The sequence below is a fragment of the Propionibacterium sp. oral taxon 192 str. F0372 genome (assembly GCF_000413315.1).
Taxonomy (GTDB): domain Bacteria; phylum Actinomycetota; class Actinomycetes; order Propionibacteriales; family Propionibacteriaceae; genus Brooklawnia.
The window spans coordinates 2,047,590-2,066,502 of sequence record NZ_KE340297.1 but is presented as its reverse complement, the minus strand read 5'-3'; the positions used below and the strand labels follow the sequence as shown (position 1 = coordinate 2,066,502).

Below are 18,913 nucleotides of genomic sequence, written 5' to 3'. Positions count from 1 at the left end.
CGCCACGAGCGCACACACCTCTTCGTGCAGTGTGCGCACTTCCAGGTTCGAAGTCGGAATCCAATCGCGCTCTGGTGCTAGCGGCGCTGGCCGACGCTCCCAGCAGGCTATCGGGGGTACTGGCAGCCCGGGATACCACCTTGATGGTCGGCGCCCTGCAAGCCCTGGGCGTCACTATCACACACAACGGCGATGACCTGTTCGTCACCCCACCGAAGGCCTTCTCTCCCGCTGCATCAATCGATTGCGGGCTAGCCGGAAATGTGATGCGTTTCGTTCCCCCGATCGCCGCTCTTGCCCCCGGAAAAAGCACCTTCGTGGGCGACGAACGAGCTTCACAACGTCCGATGTCCCCGCTAGTCGACGCCCTTCGCCAACTCGGTGCGCAGTGCTCGAATGATGCCCTACCCTTCACCCTGAGCGCCCCCGAACAGTTGACCGGCCACAAGGTGGTCATCAACGCTTCCGAATCCTCCCAGTTCATCTCGGCCCTGCTGCTCAGTGGGGCGCGTCTGCCTCATGGGATCCACCTGATACACACCGGAGACGCACTTCCTTCACGACCGCATATCGACATGACCGTCAAGATGCTGCGTGACCGCGGAGTCGTCGTGACCTGCTCCGAGCCCACCAGCTGGCAGGTGGCCCCTGGACCGATCGCCGCCATCGATCAGCGGATCGAACCGGACCTCACTAATGCGGCTGCCTTCCTCGTCGCCGGGGTGCTGTCGGGTGGAAGTGTGGCGGTTCCCGGTTGGCCCGAACACACCACCCAACCCGGTGATCTGATGCGTCAGGTGCTAGATGCCATGGGTGCCCACACCACTTGGTGCGACGGTGTGCTAACCGCAAGTCACCAGGGCACGCTGCATGGTGTGAGCATTGACCTGCATGCCGCCAGCGAGCTAGTCCCGGTGGTGGCTGCCATGGGTGCGGTGGTCAGCGGGCGAACGGTGATCAGCGGCGTCGCTCACATCCGAGGTCACGAGACCGATCGACTCGCCGCGATTGCTGCGGAGCTCTCCTCAATCGGGGTCAATGCCACCGAAACCGACGACGGTCTGATCATTGAGGGCACCGACCCTGCACGGCTGCACCCTACTAGGGTGTTGCGCTCCTACGCTGATCACCGTTTGGCCCATCTCGCCGCAGTGCTCGGGCTGGTGGTCGACGGGATCGAGGTCGATGACATCAGTGCGGTCTCCAAGACGATGCCCGATTTCACCGAAAGGTGGGCCGCGATGATTGGGCAGGTCTAGATGGGACAGGCATCACGCACAGCCGAGCGCTATGCCGACGTCGACCCCCATACCTTCCGTGCCCGGCCTGCCCGGCGTACCAGGCCCCGCACCAAGGATCGTCCTGATTACTCCGACGCCCCGGTGGGCCGCGTAGTCACCATCGACCGTGGTCGTTACCGAGTGCGGATGAGTGATGCGCTGGTGACCGCCGTCAAAACCCGTTCCCTGGGACGCAAGGCGGCCATCGTCGGCGACTTGGTGCGGCTCACCGGCAACGTATCCGGCAATGATGGGACTTTAGCGCGGATCGTCGAGGTCGCCGAACGTAGCAGCGTGCTGCGGCGCACCGCCGACGACAACGACCCGTATGAGCGTCCGATCGTAGCCAATGCCGACCAATTGATGATCGTGGCCTCCCTGGCTGATCCACCGCCAAGGCCGGGCATGATCGACCGGATCCTGGTTGCCGCCTATGATGCCGGAATTGTTCCGGTGCTGTGTCTCACCAAAGCCGATCTGGCCGATCCCGCAGAGATCCGGGCGGCCTATTCTCCGCTCGGTGTTCCGGTAGTGGCCGTCTCACCCGATGCGGATCTCACCGGGATCAATGACCTGCTCACCGGTCATGTGACCGTGTTGGTTGGTCACTCGGGAGTAGGTAAGTCGACACTCATCAACCGGCTAGTACCCGATGCGAATCGAGTGACCGGGCGGGTAAACAAAGTCACCGGGCGAGGGCGGCACACCTCCACATCAGCGATGGCCCTTGAGCTGCCCACCACGGGTTGGGTGATCGACACCCCAGGGGTCAGGTCATTTGGGTTATCCCACGTCACTCCAGATTCGATCTTGAAGGGTTTCTCGGATCTGGCGAAACTCACTGAGGACTGCCCCCGGGGATGCCAGCATGACCGGACGGCACCCGAGTGCGGCCTAGACCTGGCGGTGTCACATCACAAATTAGATCCCGAGAGGTTGTCCTCCTTCCGGCGGATCATCGGTGGTGTCCACCAGCGCCTTGCCACTGCCGAGGGCTAGCCTTGCGGCATGGGCTCCTACACCGATGATCTCCGATTGACCCACCTGCTGGCCGACGCCGCTGACAAGATCTCCGTGGCGAGGTTCCGTGCCCGCGACCTGCAGATCGCCACGAAACCGGACCATACTGCGGTGTCGGATGCCGACACCGCAGTGGAGGAGCAGATCAGGCACATGCTGGGCCAGGCTCGACGCCGCGATGCGGTACACGGTGAGGAGATGGACGACACCGGTTGGGCACCCCGCCAGTGGATCATCGACCCGATCGACGGCACCGCGAATTTCGTGCGCGGGGTGCCCGTGTGGGCCACGTTGATCGCGTTGATGGATAAGGGCCAGGTACGAGTGGGCATGGTCAGTGCACCATTGCTCGGTCGTCGCTGGTGGGCTGCCGAGGCTGAGGGTGCCTACACCGGACGGTCCCTCATCGGAGCGGAGCGGATACACGTGTCGAAAATCTCCAAGGTTTCAGATGCCTTCTTGTCCTATTCCTCGGTCGACGGGTGGATCTCTTCGGGCCGCGGCCAAGGATTCGTCGACCTGATGCGCGATTCGGGACGTACCCGGGCCTTCGGTGATTTCTGGTCGTACATGATGGTGGCCGAGGGCATCGTCGATATGGCCACCGAGCCCGAACTAAAACTGCACGACATGGCTGCCTTGGATATCATCGTGCGGGAAGCGGGCGGCACCTTCACTAATCTGGACGGGGAGCCTGGGGTCGAGGGGCCAGGTGCTATCGCATCTAACGGGCTGCTGCATGACGAGTTAGTCGACAGGCTTGGTTTCGTCGAGGTTCCCGACGAGGAGACTTCGATCGTCATTGAGCCCGAGCACTGAGCACCGGGCGACTCGCATCATCCCAAAACAATGCGGCCTTTTCGTCCCCACGAACGAGGCTGAACGGTCAAGTCGTTGATCAACGCGGTACTCCAGAAGTAGGGTAACCATTGAGCACCCTCGTCCAAACGCTCAACGGTCATGATCGCCGTGATCAGAGCACCCGGACCCGGATCGTCGCGGGGATCTCCCGCAGCACGTCTTCCAGTCCGGGTTCGGCTGAGGTGACGTCGGCCACCACGTAACCCACCTCAGCGTTGGTGTTGAGCGCCTGGAAGGCGATGTTGGCATCGTGGGCGCTGAGAGCCTTGGTGATGTTGGCAAGAACGCCGGGAACGTTGCGGTGAATGTGCACCACGCGGCGTCCCTGCTGCGGGGCCACCTGCACCTGAGGTAGGGAGACACCCATCACCGTCGAACCGGTGGAGACGTAGTCGACGAGCTTGTTAGCGGTATACTGCCCGATGTCCTTCTGGGCCTCCTGGGTGGATCCGCCGACATGCGGAGTCAAGATCACATTTGGGATGCCAATCAGTGGCGACATGAAGAGGTCACCGGCTACCTTGGGCTCAGTCGGGAAGACGTCCACTGCGGCACCGGCGAGGTGCCCGGAGCGCAGGGCGTCGGCCAGGGCCTGGGGATCGAAGATCGCGCCGCGGGCGTTGTTCAGGAACAGGGTTCGCGGACGCATCCTGGCGAATTCCTCGGCCCCGAACATCCCGGTATTCCCGGCCCGCCCATCGACATGTACCGAGATGGTCTCACAGGTGGCGAGCAACTCGTCAAGGGTGTCAAGACGCTTCGCATTGCCCAAAGCGAGCTTGTCCACCAAATCGTAGAAATAGACGCGCATCCCGAAGGATTCCGCCAGCACCGACAGCTGGGAGCCGATATTTCCGTAGCCGACGATACCCAGGGTGCGCCCGCGCACCTCGTGGGAGCCGGCGGCGGATTTGTCCCACAGACCTTGATGCATCTGGGTGTTCTTGTCGGTGAGGTGGCGGGCCAGCACCACGATCTCGGCCATCGCCAACTCCACCACCGAGCGTGTGTTCGAATAGGGTGCGTTGAAGCAGGCCACCCCAGCACGAGCAGCTGCCTCTAGGTCGATCTGGTTGGTACCGATGCAGAAGGCACCCACGGCGCGCAGGTCCGGCGAATGAGCGAAGACCTTCTCGGTCAACTGGGTGCGAGAGCGGATGCCGAGCAAGGTGACTCCATCGAGTGCCTTGATGAGTTCGTCTTCACCCAGCGCGCCGCGCCGGTTCTCCACCTCGTAGCCCGCGTCAAGCAGGACTTGGGTGGCGTCAGGATGGATGTTTTCCAGGAGCAAAGCCTTCACGCCAGACATCTTATGCACCTGGCTTTGCCAGCCCAGACCGTGGTCAGTCCACGGTTGCCATGCTCAGTGTCCGGGCAAACGTGGTACCGAAGCCAGGAGCCGGGCAGTGTAGTCGTCGGTGGGGTTTGCATGGATGGCCTCGGTACGGCCCTGTTCCACGATGACCCCGTCACGCATGACCACCATCCGGTCGCACAGGTGACGCACCACGGTGAGATCGTGGGAGACGAAAACCAGTGTGAGGTTCTGGGTAGCGACCAAGTCGGTGATCAGGTTGAGCACATGAGCCCGCACGCTGACATCAAGGGCGGAGACAGCCTCATCGGCGATGAGCACCTCGGGGGCCGGGGCCAGGGCGCGAGCGATGGCGACCCGCTGGCGTTGCCCACCGGACAGTTCGTGGGGGTAGACATTCGGGGCAACGTCGTCGAGCTCCACCAGGTCCATTAACTCGGCGACGCGTTCAACAGCGTGAGCGCGAATGCTGCGAGGCTGGACCGGTGAGAACAGAGGTTCGGCGATGATATCACCGATCCGCATCCTGGGGTTGAGCGAGGAGCGGGGATCCTGGAAGACCATCTGCACCCCGCGCCGCAGTTCCCGCAGTTGTTCTCGATTGGCACCGTTGATCGGATTTCCTCGGTAGAGGACCTGGCCAAAGCTGGGTTCCAGTAACCCGGCAAGCATCCTAACCAAAGTCGACTTCCCGGAACCGGACTCCCCCACTATGCCCAGCCGGTCCCCGGATGCCACGCTGAGGTCGATGCAGCGTATCGCCCTGACGGGGTTTCCGGAACGCCGGTAGGTCTTATCCAGGCCACGGGCTTCGAGCAAGGTCATGATTGCCTCCAGAAGTCCTGGATGACCGGGAGCCGACTTCCGGGTTCGGCTGAGGTGATGTCGGCAGTAGCGATCAGCCCTGCGGTGTAGGGATGCTGCGGATTACCGAGCACCTGGTCGAGCCGACCGGTCTCCACGATGCTACCCCGGTACATCACCGCGATGCGCTCGCACATGCGCGCCACCACTGCAAGGTCGTGGGAGATGAACAGCAGCCCGGCACCAGTATTGGCGAGCATCCGGTCGAGTTCCTCCAGCACTTTCGCCTGCACTGTGACATCAAGGGCGGTTGTTGGTTCATCGGCGATCAACAGTTGTGGGGAGTTGACCATCGCCATGGCGATAAGCACACGCTGACGTTGCCCGCCGGAGAGTTCATCGGGGTAGGAATCGGCGATCCGTTCGGGATCAGCCAACCCCACCGTGGCGAGGATTTCCAGGACCTTGGCCCGCGCCTGCCCACGGTCGGCGCCGGCGTGCAGGCGCACCACCTCGGCCACCTGACGCCCGCAGCGCATGGTCGGATCGAGAGCGGTCATGGGCTCCTGGAAGACCATGCCCATCGCTGCCCCGCGCAACCTCGAATAGTGAGCGTCGGAGCGGCCAACGAGCTCTTCCCCCTTCCACCGGATGGAACCGCTGATTCTTGCGGTATCACCCAGCAGCCCCATCACCGCCAAGGATGTGACCGATTTCCCGGAGCCTGATTCACCGATGAGCCCGAGTCGTTCACCTTGGTCAATGTGGAATCCGATGCCGGAGATCGCCGGGGTGGTACGTCGCCCGAACCGCACCGTGAGCTGGTCGACCTTGAGCATCATCGGGTGATCTCTCTCAAGGTGGGGTCGAGCAAGTCGCGCAGGCCGTCACCGAGCAGGTTGAAGCCAAGTACCGCGGCTGCAATACAGATTCCGGGCAGCGCAGCAAGTTGGATGTCGGAATAGACGAACGACTGGGCCTCGTAGATCATCCGCCCCCACGAGGGGGTGGTGGGTGGGGTGCCGAGCCCCAGATAGGACAAGGAAGCTTCGGCCAAGATAGCCACCCCAAATGCCGAGGAGGACTGTACCAGCACGACGGGGGCCACATTCGGCAGTACGTGACGCAGCGCGATATGCCCGAGCCCGAAACCCGCGCCTCGAGCGGCCATCACGTAATCCTGGGCGAGCACATCAACGGCTGCGGAGCGGGTGACCCTCATGAATGCGGGAATCGTGGACAGCCCGATGGCGGCCATCGCGGTGAAGGTCGAGGCATGTCCCCTGGCCGCGGCCAGCAGGATCGCCAGAAGCAGTGCGGGGAATGCGTAGACGATATCGGCCCCGCGCATCAATACTGTGGCCGCCACCCCACGGGAGCCACCGGCGATGATGCCTAACGGAACCCCGATCACCGCGCCGATCGACACCGCGACCACCCCGACGAGCAGACAGGAACGAGCCCCTACCAGCAGCCTGGCCGCCAGATCACGGCCCAAATTGTCGGTGCCCAGCGGGTGATCGGCCGAAGGCGGGGCCAAGGTCGGGGTGCCGACTGTGTTCGGATCCGTCGGCAGCCAGGCCACCGAAACCAAGCAGGCCAAGACCACTAGGGCCACCAACGTCGCCCCGGCCCACAGTACTGCTCGTTTCATCGTCCAAGCCTCCTGCGGTTGCGCAGCCTAGGATCAATGAATCCGTAGCTGAGATCAACCAGCAGATTCACCACCAGCACCAATGCGACGAGCATCAGCACGATGGTGGATACCACCGGCAAGTCACGGTTGCTCACGTTCTGCAGCAGATAGGTGCCGATGCCGCGAATGGCGAACACGGATTCGACGACGATGGCTCCGGCAAAAAGGCTTCCCACCTGCAAGCCGACGACAGTGACCAGTTGCAGGGCGGTATTGCGTAACCCGTGGCGCCACACCGCTGCCCAGCGCCGCCACCCCACCGAGCGTGCGGTGCGGAACCAGTCGGTGCGTAACACGTCGACGAAAGCCGACCGCACGTAGCGCACCAGGATCGCTCCTTGTACCGCACCCAGGGTGATCGAGGGCAGCACCAGGTGGGACAGCCAACCAGTAACCGAGGTGGAAGCCTCGACGTAACCGTTGGCGGGAAACCAGCGCAATTTGACGCCGAAGATGATGGTCAAACAGATGCCAACCATGAAGGCCGGAATAGCCATACCGAATTGAGCGAATCCCGACACCAGCCAGCCGCTGGGGCGATGTCTATTGAGTGCCGCCCAAGCCCCCATCGGCAAGGCCAGACAGATAGCCACGCCCATACCGAAGAACACCAGCCAGCCGGTGACTGCGAACCGTCCGGCGATATCTGCACCAACGGGGGCCCCAGACAAGGCTGAGCGCGGCACGTGCCCGGACAACAGGGTGCCCATCCATGTCACATAGCGCATCACCAAGGGTTCATCGAGACCCATGCGTTCCCGCAGCGCAGCCACCGACTCCGGGGATGCGTTAGGACCAAGGATCACCCCTGCAATGTCACCGGGCAGCAGGTTCACCACGGCGAACACCACAACGGAGGCAACCGCCAGACAGATCAGGAAGTTGCCCAACAACTTCAGGGTTCGCATGTTTATTTCGGCGGTGCCGCCGCTGCCGTCATATCGAAGGACAGAGAGACCGCGTTGGCCCCTACCCCGGTCACGTCAGAGGTGGTGACCACGAGGTTGGGCAGCAACCACAGGAAGTCAGCCGCCGCATCATCCGAGATCAGCTTCGCTGCCTGAGCCATCAGCTGGTCACGCTCAGCGGTGGTGGGCGCCACATTGGCTGCGGCGATGCTCTCCTGAACCGCCGTGTTGTTGTAGTTCCAGTAGTACCCGGGGTTGGCGAAGTTGGCGATGTCCCGTGATTCGGTGTGGGAGATGATCGTCATGTCATAGTTGCGTTCCACCATGACGGTCTGCACCCACGTGGCAGGGAACTCGAGTTGATCGACGGTGGCAGTGATGCCCACCTCTGCCAGCTGGGAAGTAATGTACGAGGCCGCACCGGGGGCGTAAGGCAGGGTGGGGATGCGCAACCGCAGGTTGAGATCGGTAATCCCGGATGCGGCGAGCAGTTCCCTGGCCTTGGCCGGATCATAGGGGTATTCCCCCGACAGATCTTGATACCACGGGTCGGTGGGGGCAACCATGGAGCCGATCAGTTCACCCTTGCCTGCCCACACCGAATCACGCAGTGCCTTACGGTCAATGGCGTAGTTGATCGCCTGGCGCACTTGAAGGTTCGACAGGGCCGGCGATGCGTGGTTGTAGGCGAGGATGATCTCCCCCGTCGAGGTGCCTTCCAAGACGGTGAAACGCTTGTCGCTGAACTGGGACAGCGCCTCGGGAGCGGCGACGTTGGAGATGATGTCAAGCTCTCCCGACAGCATCGCAGCATTCATCGCATTCGGGTCGGCATACTTCCTGAAGGTGATCCCGGCAAGTTTGGTGCCGGTGCCCCAGTAGCTGCTGTTACGCACGAGCTTTATCTCGTCACCCTGGGTCCAATTGTCCAGCCTGAAGGGACCGGAGCCTTGAGGCTGGGATGCGGCATTCGCATGGGAGTTCGGATCCATGATGATGCCTGCACGTTCGGCGATATCGAACAGCCATGAGTTGGAGGGTTGGTTCAGTTGCACCTGCACGGTGTCCGCGTCGACTGCAGTCATCGAGGAAACCGGTTCCATCTTCTTTTTGAGAATCGGCAGCACTGCAGGATCGTCGATGATGCGCTGCAGCGATGCGATCACCGCGTGGGAATCGACGGGAGCACCCGAGGCGAAGGTTGCGCGAGGCTGCAACTCGAAGGTGTAAGAAGTGCCGTCTGGAGAGACCGACCATTCCTTAGCCAACAACGGCACGATATCACCGGTATCATTGATCTTCACCAAGGTCTCGTAGACGTTGTACAGCAAGGCCTGGGAGATCGCGGCACCGTCGGCGGTGGTCGGATCAAGGGATGAAGGACTGGTCGACACTCCGACGACCAGTTGGCGATCGGCAGGAGCACTGGTGCCCCCGCATGCCGTCAACACTACCGTGAGTACGGCACTGATCGTCGCAGCGACGACCCGAGCAGCTGTGGTGCGCATGATCCTCCCGTACGGGTTGTAGGTTGCCCCAGAGTCTAGTGCTCTGTCTACGAGCGCCCCAGTCGAGGAGTGCAAGCACAGCATTAGGCATGTCGACAAGCGAGATAACCACCGTAACGGAGCGATTGCCGACCGTTGGCTTGGCTCTTGGAGACTATATGGGTTATACTTCATTGAGTCACCGCGGGGTGGAGCAGCTCGGTAGCTCGCTGGGCTCATAACCCAGAGGTCACAGGTTCAAATCCTGTCCCCGCTACCAATCAAAGGGCTTCCAGATCTGATCTGGAAGCCCTTTGGCATATGCAATGCAACCGTGGGTGAGACACTAGGTAGCTCAGCAAACACAGCTAAATCGATGTTTCTGCTTCTGGTGGTTCAGCTCACATAGGTGCCTCGGCTGGTGGTTCCAAAGGCGGTGCCCGCCACCGATAGCAAGCGCGTCCTCCCTCCCGGGAACGTGGCAAGCAACCCGCTACCAGGCAACTCAGGCAGCATCCTTCGGCTTGCGAGTGGCCTTTCGTCGCGGTTTGGCAGTTTTCACGGGCTCGGTGACCTTTTCCGGTTGCCCGGGCTCGAGGGGCACCTTCTTGCCATCGAGGACCTCGGCTAGGAAATGACCAGTGTGTGAGGCCTTCACCGCCGCAACCTGCTCGGGCGTGCCCTCGGCCACCACCTTTCCACCCCGGAAACCACCTTCGGGGCCCATGTCGATCACCCAGTCGGCGGTCTTGATGACATCCAGGTTGTGTTCGATGACCACCACGGTATTTCCGCTGTCAACCAGCCTGTTCAGCACCGAGAGGAGCTTGTCGATATCATCGAAATGAAGGCCTGTTGTGGGTTCGTCGAGCACATACATGGTGCGTCCGGTGGAACGGCGTTGCAGTTCCGCGGCTAGTTTTACCCGCTGGGCCTCGCCGCCCGACAATGTGGTAGCCGGTTGCCCCAGGCGTACATAACCCAGCCCTACATCAACCAAGGTGTTCAGGTGACGGGCAATCGCCTGGATGGGAGCGAAGAACTCGGCAGCCTGCTCGATGGGCATGTTGAGTACCTCGGAGATCGACTTGCCCTTGTATGTCACCTCCAAGGTCTCCCGGTTGTACCGGGCCCCTTGACACACCTCACAGGGGACGTAGACATCGGGCAAGAAGTTCATCTCGATTTTGATCGTGCCGTCGCCCTGGCAATTTTCGCACCGGCCACCCTTGACGTTGAAGGAGAACCGCCCCGGCTGGTAACCGCGGGCCTTGGATTCGGGGGTCTGGGAGAACAGGGCCCGGATCTTGTCAAAAACCCCACAGTAGGTGGCCGGATTCGACCTTGGTGAGCGGCCGATGGGTGATTGGTCGACATGGACGATCTTGTTGATCGCATCGGCTCCGGTAATGCCGGTGTGGTGGCCGGGGACTTCCTTGACCGAGTAGAGAGTCTTGGCCAAGGATGTGTACAGGATCGAGTTGACCAGCGACGACTTCCCAGAACCCGAAACCCCGGTGACCGCCACGAAACAGCCCAGCGGGAAGGCAACATCGACATTCTTTAGGTTGTTCTCGGTGGCCCCCAGCACTGCGATCACCTCACCGCTGCCCCGTCGCCGGCGCTCAGGAAGAGCGATGGACCGCTTTCCCGACAAATAGGCACCGGTAATCGAGGCCGGGTTGTCGACCATGTCGGCCACGGTTCCCGACACCACGACGTGACCACCGTATTCACCTGCCCCAGGCCCGATGTCAACCACATGGTCTGCGGCACGGATGGTGTCCTCGTCATGTTCGACCACCACCAAGGTGTTGCCGAGATCCCGCAATCGTTCCAGAGTCTCGATGAGGCGCCGGTTGTCTCGCTGGTGTAATCCGATGGACGGCTCGTCGAGAACGTAGAGGACGCCGGTCAGCCCAGAGCCGATCTGAGTTGCGAGCCGGATACGCTGGGCTTCCCCACCCGACAGGGAGCCCGCCGAGCGAGCCAAGGTGAGGTAGTCAAGGCCGACGTCGAGCAGGAACCGGAGCCTGACGGAGATCTCCCGAACCACCGATGCAGCAATCGCCGACTCCCGCTCGGTGAGTTCAAGTGCGGTGATGAACCCCGCAAGTTGATCGATGGACATGGCGCACACCGCGCTGATGTTGCGCCCGGCCACCGTGACGGCCAGCGAGGAGGGTTTCAGACGCGCCCCATCACAAGCCAGGCACGGAATCTCCCGCAGATAGGCTCCCCACCTGTCGCGAGCCGCGTCGGATTCGGATTCGTCGTAACGCCGACGCACATTAGGCAGCACTCCTTCGTATTTTTGAGTGAAGGAACGCACTCGACCGAAACGGTTGCGGTACTTGACCACTACCGCATCGTCGTTGCCGTTGAGTAGATAGCGACGAACACCGGAAGGAAGGTCTTGCCAAGGGGTATCGACGGAGAACCCGAGCTCATCGGCGATCGAAGCGTAGACGTGCTTGTAGTAGGAAGCGGTGGCCGCCGATGCCCACGGGGCGATGGCTCCCTGGGACAGGGACTTGAGTTTGTCGGGGACGACGAGGTCGGGATCAACCTCCAGGGTGGTGCCCAGACCGGTACACGAAGGGCAGGCTCCCCACGGGGAGTTGAAGGAAAACTGGCGGGGTTCCATCTCATCCATCGCGACGTCGTGGCCATTGGGGCAAGCGAGTTTTTCACTGAAAGAACGACTCCGCGCAGGATCGCCGACAGCCACATCTACAAAGTCGAGAACGACGATTCCCTTGGCCAGCACCAGGGCGGTCTCCACCGAATCGGTGATGCGCTGTTTGGCCGAGGTCTTGACGACCAGCCGGTCGACTACCACGTCGATGTCATGTTTGCGCTTCTTGTCCAGAGCTGGCGGGTTGCTCAGCTGGTGATTCTCCCCGTCCACCCGAACCCGGGCATAACCATCGGAGGCCAGGGAACGAAACAGCTCCAAGTATTCACCCTTGCGTCCACGCACTACCGGGGCCAGCACCTGGAAGCGGGTACCCTCCTGCATGGCGAGCACCTGGTCGACGATCTGCTGCGGGGTCTGCTTGGAGATCAGCGCCCCGCAGGTCAGGCAGTGCGGGTGACCAATCCGGGCGAACAACAAGCGCAGGTAGTCGTAGATCTCGGTAACGGTGCCGACGGTGGACCGCGGGTTGCGCGAGGTGGACTTCTGGTCGATCGCCACCGCCGGTGATAGGCCTTCGATGAAGTCAACGGCGGGTTTGTCCATCTGCCCGAGAAACTGGCGGGCATAAGCTGACAAGGATTCGACGTAACGGCGCTGTCCTTCTGCGAAGATGGTGTCGAAGGCCAGGGATGATTTCCCGGAGCCGGACAAGCCGGTGAACACGATGAGTGAGTCACGGGGCAGGTCGAGCGAGACATTTTGTAGGTTGTGTTCGCGGGCCCCCGAGATGATCAGTCTGTCCTTCACGGTGCCATCGTATTCGTGGCCGCCGACAAAACTTGTTCTGTGCACGGCCGGTGGCAACCGCTAGTGTGCATATGCGACGTACTCATTGAGGGGAGGGCCCCGTGGCTTGGGATCAGGCTGAACAGCAGTCGTTCTCGGCGCTGGCGCCGGTCCATCAGGTCCGCGCAGCGAAGCGCGAGCTGGGTCAGCGTCTGCTCGGAAGCACCATTTCATTGTCCGATCGAGCCTGGCAGGAGCCGTCCCGGCTGCCCGGGTGGACCAGGGCTCATGTGGCAACCCACATCGCCCGAAACGCCGATGCCTTGGTGCGCTCCGTCGATTCCGTATTGAGTGGGCGACGTGGTCTGATGTACGACTCCGCCGACGACCGGGAGACTGCCATTGAGCGCGGTTCCGAACGTACCGGTCTGGATCTGCAGATAGACTTGGACACCACGATCGGCCGGTTGGCACGACGGCTCAATGTTCTCGAGTCCACTCCCCCCGAGTTGATGGTCGAGTTGGTGCCCGGCTGCCTGTTCCGGATGGATCTGTTGCCGGTCATCCGGTTGAATGAGATCGTCCTGCATCACATCGACTTGGACTGCGGTTACGAGGTGGAAGACATTGAGCCCCACGTAGCTGCCTGGCTGGTCCAGTGGAATCTGCTCGGGATCGAATGGGACCGCTGGGTCAGCATTGAACTCCGGTCGGCCTCTGGATGGAGCCACCGTCTGGGGGAAGCCGGGGAGGTCGAGGTCATTGAGGGCGACGACAGCCTCTTGCTGGGTTGGCTGACCGGTCGGCTGGATCAGGTACGAGCGGCAGGTTTCCCGCCCTCTCCGGCCCCCACCTGTTGCTGATTCACCAGCCGAGCCTCAGCGACGGCGGGTAGCGTTGGGTCATGAACTTTCACACTGGCCCGAGTCTTGCCCCCGTCACCTTTGCCGTTGGCGATCTCGCCGTGACCAAGGTCTCGGTCGGAGAGATGGACAACAACGCCTATCTCATCGCCCCGCCGCGCGGTCAGGTTGTTCTCATCGACGCCGCCGCTGATCTGGATCGCCTGATGCAGGTGATCGCAGACCGCGACCTCGGCATGGTGGTGACCACCCACCAGCACCACGACCATATCGGGGCCTTGGCTCGGATCCTGGCCGTCACCGGCGCACGTGGCTTCTGCGGCACCCCTGATGTGGGTGGCATAGCAGAGCAGACCGGGGTCGGGTTGAATGGGGTCTGGGACGGCGAGACGCTCATCTGTGGGGCCATCCGATTGGAGGTCATCGGCTTGGTCGGGCACACCCCGGGCTCAATCGCCTTGGTCCTGCGCCCCCCGCACAATCCGGTGCACCTGTTTGTGGGCGACTGCCTGTTCCCCGGTGGGGTCGGCAAGACTTGGTCGGCAGATGACTTTACCTCCCTGCTCTTCGACGTTGAGAAGAAGATCTTCGACTGTTTCCCCGACGACACCATCATTCACCCGGGTCACGGCGACGCCACCACCTTGGGTGCAGAACGCGAATCCCTGCCGCAGTGGCGAGAGCGCGGCTGGTAATCCAAGCACATGTCATAATTCACCAAATCGCTGAGTGCATTCCTGAAGTAGATGCCCACTTACCCGCACTCTTTCCGCCGAGATCCACTCACGGTTGAGTCTCAATGATACGCAGGAGAGTTGTTGGCCAAGGGAAAATTCTGCATTCCCCGCGCCGAACAGTCCCACCGAAGTCAGCAGGTCATAACGGCCCCATACTCTCAGATGTCCAGCACCCGTACACTGGGGCCCTCAATGGCGAATCGTGCCGCGTTAACCAGATCACCAGGTAGAGCGGCCAGGAGTTCGTCCATCGTCTCGAACACTTGCAAGCTGCGGTCCTGCACCTGCGTGAAGCTGGGTTCCCACGTCTGCGGATCCTCCCACATTGAGGAATCCTGGCTCCACCTGCTCCAATCGGGACGGTCCACGATGTACAGAGCGAACTGGCTCTTCGCCGTGCGGTACACCTCAAAAGTTATCCTGCGCAATCCCAGGGTCTGAGAGAGTTTTGCGATCCTCTCACCCCGGAACCTGGTGCGCACCCGCGCAGGTCCCTCTGCAACGTCGAGTTCGATGAGATCGTCATCCGTGCGCTGTCGTTCCATGTCAGCCCTTCCTGCTGATCGGTTCGAGACATACATCCGCAACGCCGCAGCGATGGCAGGCGAGAGTCCACCCGCCATGGCAGCCGCCTGTTCGAAGATAGGCAGGTCAGTGGCGGAGACGTAGATCGTCTTGTTCGGCATATACGTATACTTGCACATATAATTGTTGAGAGCAATGGGACAACTCTGCAACCCAGGGACAACTCTGCAACCCAGGGCAGTCGACGCCAGCGGCGATCCGTGCACACATGAAAACCGGGGCCGACGTCAGATGACGCCAGCCCCGGCCGGGAAACAGATTATGCTTGGGCCTGCTCATCCCGCCTGGATTTCGACAGGGATGCCACCGCCGTGATCGTCAAGGTGACGATGATGACTGCCAGGGACAGCAGATTCGGCATCTCCCAGTGAACGATGTCGTAATGGTGCAAAGCGTGCAGCACCAGCTTGAAGGCGATGAAGCACAAGATGAAAGACAAGCCCACCGACAAGTAGACGAGCTTCTCGAGAAGGCCACCCAGCAGGAAGTAGAGTTGCCGCAGGCCCATCAGCGCGAAGAAGTTCGCGGTGAACACCAAGTAGGGCTCCTGAGTGAGCCCGAAGATGGCTGGGATCGAATCCAAGGCGAACATCAGGTCGATGGAGCCCAGGGCAACGACGACGAAGAACATCGGGGTCACCACACGCTTACCGTCGATCTTCACCGACATGTGGGTCTCGTGGTATTCCTCAGTAGAGGGAACCACCCGCTTGACCCAGCGCATGAAGACGTTGTCACCCTCGACAGGCTCATCCTCACCGCTCTCCTCGGCTGCGTTCTCCTTGCGCCAGTCGAGGAATAGCTTCACCCCGGTGTACAGCAGGAAAGCACCGAACACGAAGAAGGCGGCTGCGAAGTTATTGATGATTGCCGCCCCTAGGGCGATGAAGATGCCACGGAACACCAAAGCGAGCACGATGCCGCACATCAGCGCGTACTGCTGGTAGACGCGGGGCACCTGCATGGAACTCAGCAGGATGATGAAGATGAACAGGTTGTCAATCGACAACGAATATTCGGTGAGGAAACCGGTGATGAACTCGATTGAGTAGTCCCAGCTGGTCTTGTCGACGACCGGATGGGCGAACAGCCCGATCCCCACCCCGAACAGCAGAGCCAAAGAGATGTAGAAGGTGAGGAACTTCCCGCACTCCTTCAGTGTGGGCTCGTGGGGGTTTCTCATCATGTGGATGATGTCGAACGCCAGGAATCCGATGAGGATCACCATGGTGATCGCCCAAGCCAACGGGGTCACATGCATCTGTGGGCACCTTCCGGTAGGAACGGGAACGCTGGAGGTCTCACCACCAGGTACCCTGGCGACGGCAACGGAAGACATCTTCGGAGTGACGCTGCCGCACTTGGGGTTACTCCCCTCCAAGACTTGATTTTGACACCTTAAGGGGTCAATGCAAAACCCCGTACGTGGCCGCGACGGGCTCAGCGGGTTGCCTCCGCCATCTGCCGCAGTTCTTTCTTGAGGTCGGCAATCTCGTCGCGCAGCCTTGCCGCAAGCTCAAACTGCAGCCCAGCTGCCGCTTCATGCATCTGCTCGGAAAGTTCTTGGATGAGGTCTGCAAGTTCCGAGGTTGCCATCGTCGAGGAATCCAGCCTGCGCGGCTCGGCGGGCACCGGGCCACCCTTGCGGTGCCGCCCCCCGCCGGTGGCGGCGACCAGACGCATGGTGTCCTCGTCCTCGGCTGCGAGCATCTCGGAGATATCCGAGATCTGCTTGCGCAGCGGCTGGGGATCAATGCCATGCTCGGTATTCCAGGCAATCTGCCGTGTCCGGCGGCGGTTGGTCTCCTCAATTGCGGCTTCCATCGACGGGGTGATCCGATCGGCATACATGTGCACTTGGCCGGACACATTTCGTGCGGCGCGCCCGATCGTCTGGATCAGGGAACGCTCGGAACGCAGGAAACCCTCCTTGTCGGCATCGAGGATCGCCACCAGCGACACCTCCGGGAGATCAAGGCCTTCACGTAGCAGGTTGATACCGACAAGCACGTCGTAGGCGCCCATGCGCAATTCCTTGAGCAACTCCACTCGGCGCAAGGTATCCACTTCCGAATGTAGGTAGCGGGTACGCACCCCGTTTTCCATGAGGTAGTCGGTGAGGTCCTCGGCCATCTTCTTGGTCAGCGTGGTGACCAGCACCCGCTCGTCCTTCGCGGCACGGGTCCGGATCTCACCGAGCAGATCGTCGATCTGGCCCCTGGTGGGTTTGATGATGATCTCCGGGTCGACCAACCCGGTGGGTCGGATGATGAGTTCAACATGGCCTTCGGAACGTTCCACCTCGTAGGGCCCAGGGGTAGCCGAGGAGTAGACCGTCTGACCGATGCGCTCACAGAATTCCTCGAAACGCAGCGGGCGGTTGTCCATGGCCGAGGGCAGCCGGAAGCCGTGCTCCACCAAGGTGCGTTTGCGAGACATATCGCCCTCATACATGCCACCGATCTGCGGAACGGTGACATGGGATTCGTCGATGACCAGCACGAAATCTTCCGGGAAGTAGTCAAGTAGGCAGTTGGGTGGGGTGCCCGCACCGCGCCCATCAATGTGCCGGGAATAGTTCTCAATGCCCGAGCAGGTTCCGATCTGGCGCATCATCTCGATGTCATAGCTGGTACGCATCCGGATGCGCTGGGCCTCCAGCAACTTGCCTTGGCGTTCGAACTCGGCAACCCGGTCGGCAAGTTCTGCCTCGACGTCTGCGATGGCTCGCTCCATACGTCCGGCCGACGCCACGTAGTGCGATGCCGGGAAAACGTAGATCTCGGAGTCGTTAGTGAGGAACTCCCCGCTCACTGGGTTGATGGTGGCCAAGGAGTCGATCTCGTCGCCAAAGAACTCGATGTGCACGGCATTTTGCTCATAGACCGGGAAGATCTCGACGGTGTCCCCACGAACCCGGAAGGTGCCGCGAGCGGTGGCGATGTCGTTGCGCACGTACTGCATGTCGACCAGCTTGTGCATCAACTCGGAGCGGCCCCATTCCTGACCGACGACCAGCTTAAGCATCGAATCAACGTACTCCTGCGGGGTTCCCAAGCCGTAGATCGCCGATACCGTCGACACAACGATCACATCACGCCTTGTGAGCAGCGAATTGGTGGCCGAATAGCGCAGCCTCTCAATCTCCTCGTTGAGGGAGGAGTCCTTCTCAATGTAGGTATCGGTCTGCGGAACGTAGGCCTCAGGCTGGAAGTAATCGTAGTAGGAGACGAAGTATTCCACGGCGTTTTCGGGGAAAAAACTGCGCAGCTCGGCGGCGTACTGAGCTGCGAGAGTCTTGTTCGGCTGTATGACCAGCATGGGTCGCTGCAGTTGCTCGGCCAGCCATGCGATGGTTGCCGTCTTGCCGGTACCGGTGGCTCCGAGCAGGATGACGTCCTTCTCCCCCGCGTTGATCCGCCGGGCCAATTCGGCGATGGCCGCCGGCTGGTCACCGGCCGGTTGAAATTCCGAGTGCACGGTGAACGGGGCAACTCTGCGGGTGATCTCCTCGACTGGACGCATGACACCAATCTAAGGTCTGCCGCCTGGCCTGTCCCAGAGGAAGAGTGGCGATTACGGCCGAGACGTTCTCGCTCCGGAGCCACTTCCTGCCCAGGTGTGGGTAGTGGTATGGGGTGGCACACGTTACGTCGCATGGAACAGGAATGGGCGGAGGTGGACTGGCTCATCGCCGAGTTGCCCGATGACCCTCCGACACGTTGGTGGGTACCGCCTGCACGGGCTCTTCTTATGGTGATGGGATCACCGTGGAACTGGGTTTGTTCAGTGAACCGGTCGGTGCTTATTTTGATCCCGAATGGGTCGAGGGCCCGAAAAGATCATCGACCATCTCCAATGGCGTGCTAGGTGCTTACCGGCGGACACGAGCCAAATACAAACTACTCCGGATGAAGTTCAGCCAGCGTG

At 61.3% G+C, this 18,913-nt stretch carries 15 protein-coding genes and 1 tRNA gene; 6 read left to right on the top strand and 10 right to left on the bottom strand.

Annotated elements, in window-relative coordinates; all coding sequences use genetic code 11:
• The first annotated feature begins 29 nt into the window (after positions 1 to 29).
• The 3 genes from aroA to HMPREF1531_RS09600 are packed head-to-tail and all read left to right on the top strand — an operon-like array spanning position 30 to position 3,119.
• On the top strand, positions 30 to 1,259 hold the full coding sequence (gene aroA, locus HMPREF1531_RS09610) for a 3-phosphoshikimate 1-carboxyvinyltransferase (protein WP_016669758.1): 1,230 nt from the start codon (positions 30 to 32) through the stop codon (positions 1,257 to 1,259).
• A complete protein-coding gene (rsgA, locus tag HMPREF1531_RS09605) occupies positions 1,260 to 2,279 on the top strand; it encodes a ribosome small subunit-dependent GTPase A (RefSeq protein WP_016669757.1) in 1,020 nt (339 codons plus the stop codon).
• A gap of 9 nt (positions 2,280 to 2,288) precedes the next feature.
• On the top strand, positions 2,289 to 3,119 hold the full coding sequence (locus HMPREF1531_RS09600; RefSeq protein ID WP_016669756.1) for an inositol monophosphatase family protein: 831 nt from the start codon (positions 2,289 to 2,291) through the stop codon (positions 3,117 to 3,119).
• A gap of 154 nt (positions 3,120 to 3,273) precedes the next feature.
• Here HMPREF1531_RS09600 and serA read toward each other — a convergent pair whose 3' ends face one another.
• The 6 genes from serA to HMPREF1531_RS09570 are packed head-to-tail and all read right to left on the bottom strand — an operon-like array spanning position 3,274 to position 9,392.
• Positions 3,274 to 4,470, bottom strand: coding sequence for a phosphoglycerate dehydrogenase (gene serA / locus HMPREF1531_RS09595; RefSeq protein ID WP_016669754.1), 1,197 nt, complete (start codon positions 4,468 to 4,470; stop codon positions 3,274 to 3,276).
• Between the two features lie 54 nt (positions 4,471 to 4,524).
• Positions 4,525 to 5,304, bottom strand: coding sequence for an ABC transporter ATP-binding protein (locus HMPREF1531_RS09590; protein WP_442852414.1), 780 nt, complete (start codon positions 5,302 to 5,304; stop codon positions 4,525 to 4,527).
• Positions 5,298 to 6,122 (bottom strand): ABC transporter ATP-binding protein, encoded by an 825-nt coding sequence (locus HMPREF1531_RS09585; RefSeq protein ID WP_016669752.1) that lies wholly within the window; start codon positions 6,120 to 6,122, stop codon positions 5,298 to 5,300. Before HMPREF1531_RS09585 ends, HMPREF1531_RS09590 begins: the two co-directional genes overlap by 7 nt.
• Positions 6,119 to 6,934, bottom strand: a complete 816-nt coding sequence (locus HMPREF1531_RS09580; RefSeq protein ID WP_016669751.1) for an ABC transporter permease — start codon at positions 6,932 to 6,934, stop codon at positions 6,119 to 6,121. Before HMPREF1531_RS09580 ends, HMPREF1531_RS09585 begins: the two co-directional genes overlap by 4 nt.
• On the bottom strand, positions 6,931 to 7,884 hold the full coding sequence (locus HMPREF1531_RS09575) for an ABC transporter permease (protein ID WP_016669750.1): 954 nt from the start codon (positions 7,882 to 7,884) through the stop codon (positions 6,931 to 6,933). Before HMPREF1531_RS09575 ends, HMPREF1531_RS09580 begins: the two co-directional genes overlap by 4 nt.
• A gap of 2 nt (positions 7,885 to 7,886) precedes the next feature.
• The gene (locus HMPREF1531_RS09570; protein ID WP_036897684.1) at positions 7,887 to 9,392 is read right to left on the bottom strand and encodes an ABC transporter substrate-binding protein; all 1,506 of its coding nucleotides are present in this window, start codon (positions 9,390 to 9,392) and stop codon (positions 7,887 to 7,889) included.
• 182 nt (positions 9,393 to 9,574) lie between these two features.
• Between HMPREF1531_RS09570 and HMPREF1531_RS09565 the strand changes: the two genes are divergently transcribed.
• Positions 9,575 to 9,651 (top strand) — tRNA-Met (locus HMPREF1531_RS09565).
• A 225-nt stretch (positions 9,652 to 9,876) separates the two neighbouring features.
• Here HMPREF1531_RS09565 and uvrA read toward each other — a convergent pair.
• On the bottom strand, positions 9,877 to 12,819 hold the full coding sequence (uvrA, locus tag HMPREF1531_RS09560) for an excinuclease ABC subunit UvrA (protein WP_036897681.1): 2,943 nt from the start codon (positions 12,817 to 12,819) through the stop codon (positions 9,877 to 9,879).
• Between the two features lie 101 nt (positions 12,820 to 12,920).
• Between uvrA and HMPREF1531_RS09555 the strand changes: the two genes are divergently transcribed.
• Both HMPREF1531_RS09555 and HMPREF1531_RS09550 read left to right on the top strand, forming a co-directional pair.
• A complete protein-coding gene (locus tag HMPREF1531_RS09555) occupies positions 12,921 to 13,661 on the top strand; it encodes a maleylpyruvate isomerase family mycothiol-dependent enzyme (RefSeq protein WP_016669747.1) in 741 nt (246 codons plus the stop codon).
• A gap of 41 nt (positions 13,662 to 13,702) precedes the next feature.
• Positions 13,703 to 14,356, top strand: a complete 654-nt coding sequence (locus HMPREF1531_RS09550) for an MBL fold metallo-hydrolase (RefSeq protein WP_016669746.1) — start codon at positions 13,703 to 13,705, stop codon at positions 14,354 to 14,356.
• A gap of 200 nt (positions 14,357 to 14,556) precedes the next feature.
• On the opposite strand, the gene HMPREF1531_RS09545 is transcribed toward HMPREF1531_RS09550, so the two are convergent.
• The 3 genes from HMPREF1531_RS09545 to uvrB all read right to left on the bottom strand — a co-directional run bounded on the left by HMPREF1531_RS09545 (position 14,557) and on the right by uvrB (position 18,508).
• Positions 14,557 to 15,084 (bottom strand): EXLDI protein, encoded by a 528-nt coding sequence (locus HMPREF1531_RS09545; RefSeq protein WP_036897678.1) that lies wholly within the window; start codon positions 15,082 to 15,084, stop codon positions 14,557 to 14,559.
• Between the two features lie 158 nt (positions 15,085 to 15,242).
• Positions 15,243 to 16,244 (bottom strand): TerC/Alx family metal homeostasis membrane protein, encoded by a 1,002-nt coding sequence (locus tag HMPREF1531_RS09540; RefSeq protein WP_016669744.1) that lies wholly within the window; start codon positions 16,242 to 16,244, stop codon positions 15,243 to 15,245.
• Between the two features lie 179 nt (positions 16,245 to 16,423).
• Positions 16,424 to 18,508, bottom strand: a complete 2,085-nt coding sequence (uvrB, locus tag HMPREF1531_RS09535; RefSeq protein WP_016669743.1) for an excinuclease ABC subunit UvrB — start codon at positions 18,506 to 18,508, stop codon at positions 16,424 to 16,426.
• Positions 18,509 to 18,913 lie beyond the last annotated feature (405 nt).

Coding starts and splice junctions, on each gene's coding strand:
- rsgA (WP_016669757.1), top strand. CDS start 1,260: ATGGGACAGGCATCACGCACAGCCGAGCGCTATGCCGACGTCGACCCC.
- HMPREF1531_RS09600 (WP_016669756.1), top strand. CDS start 2,289: ATGGGCTCCTACACCGATGATCTCCGATTGACCCACCTGCTGGCCGAC.
- serA (WP_016669754.1), bottom strand. CDS start 4,470: ATGTCTGGCGTGAAGGCTTTGCTCCTGGAAAACATCCATCCTGACGCC.
- HMPREF1531_RS09585 (WP_016669752.1), bottom strand. CDS start 6,122: ATGATGCTCAAGGTCGACCAGCTCACGGTGCGGTTCGGGCGACGTACC.
- HMPREF1531_RS09580 (WP_016669751.1), bottom strand. CDS start 6,934: ATGAAACGAGCAGTACTGTGGGCCGGGGCGACGTTGGTGGCCCTAGTG.
- HMPREF1531_RS09575 (WP_016669750.1), bottom strand. CDS start 7,884: ATGCGAACCCTGAAGTTGTTGGGCAACTTCCTGATCTGTCTGGCGGTT.
- HMPREF1531_RS09570 (WP_036897684.1), bottom strand. CDS start 9,392: ATGCGCACCACAGCTGCTCGGGTCGTCGCTGCGACGATCAGTGCCGTA.
- HMPREF1531_RS09550 (WP_016669746.1), top strand. CDS start 13,703: ATGAACTTTCACACTGGCCCGAGTCTTGCCCCCGTCACCTTTGCCGTT.
- HMPREF1531_RS09545 (WP_036897678.1), bottom strand. CDS start 15,084: ATGCCGAACAAGACGATCTACGTCTCCGCCACTGACCTGCCTATCTTC.
- HMPREF1531_RS09540 (WP_016669744.1), bottom strand. CDS start 16,244: ATGCATGTGACCCCGTTGGCTTGGGCGATCACCATGGTGATCCTCATC.
- uvrB (WP_016669743.1), bottom strand. CDS start 18,508: ATGCGTCCAGTCGAGGAGATCACCCGCAGAGTTGCCCCGTTCACCGTG.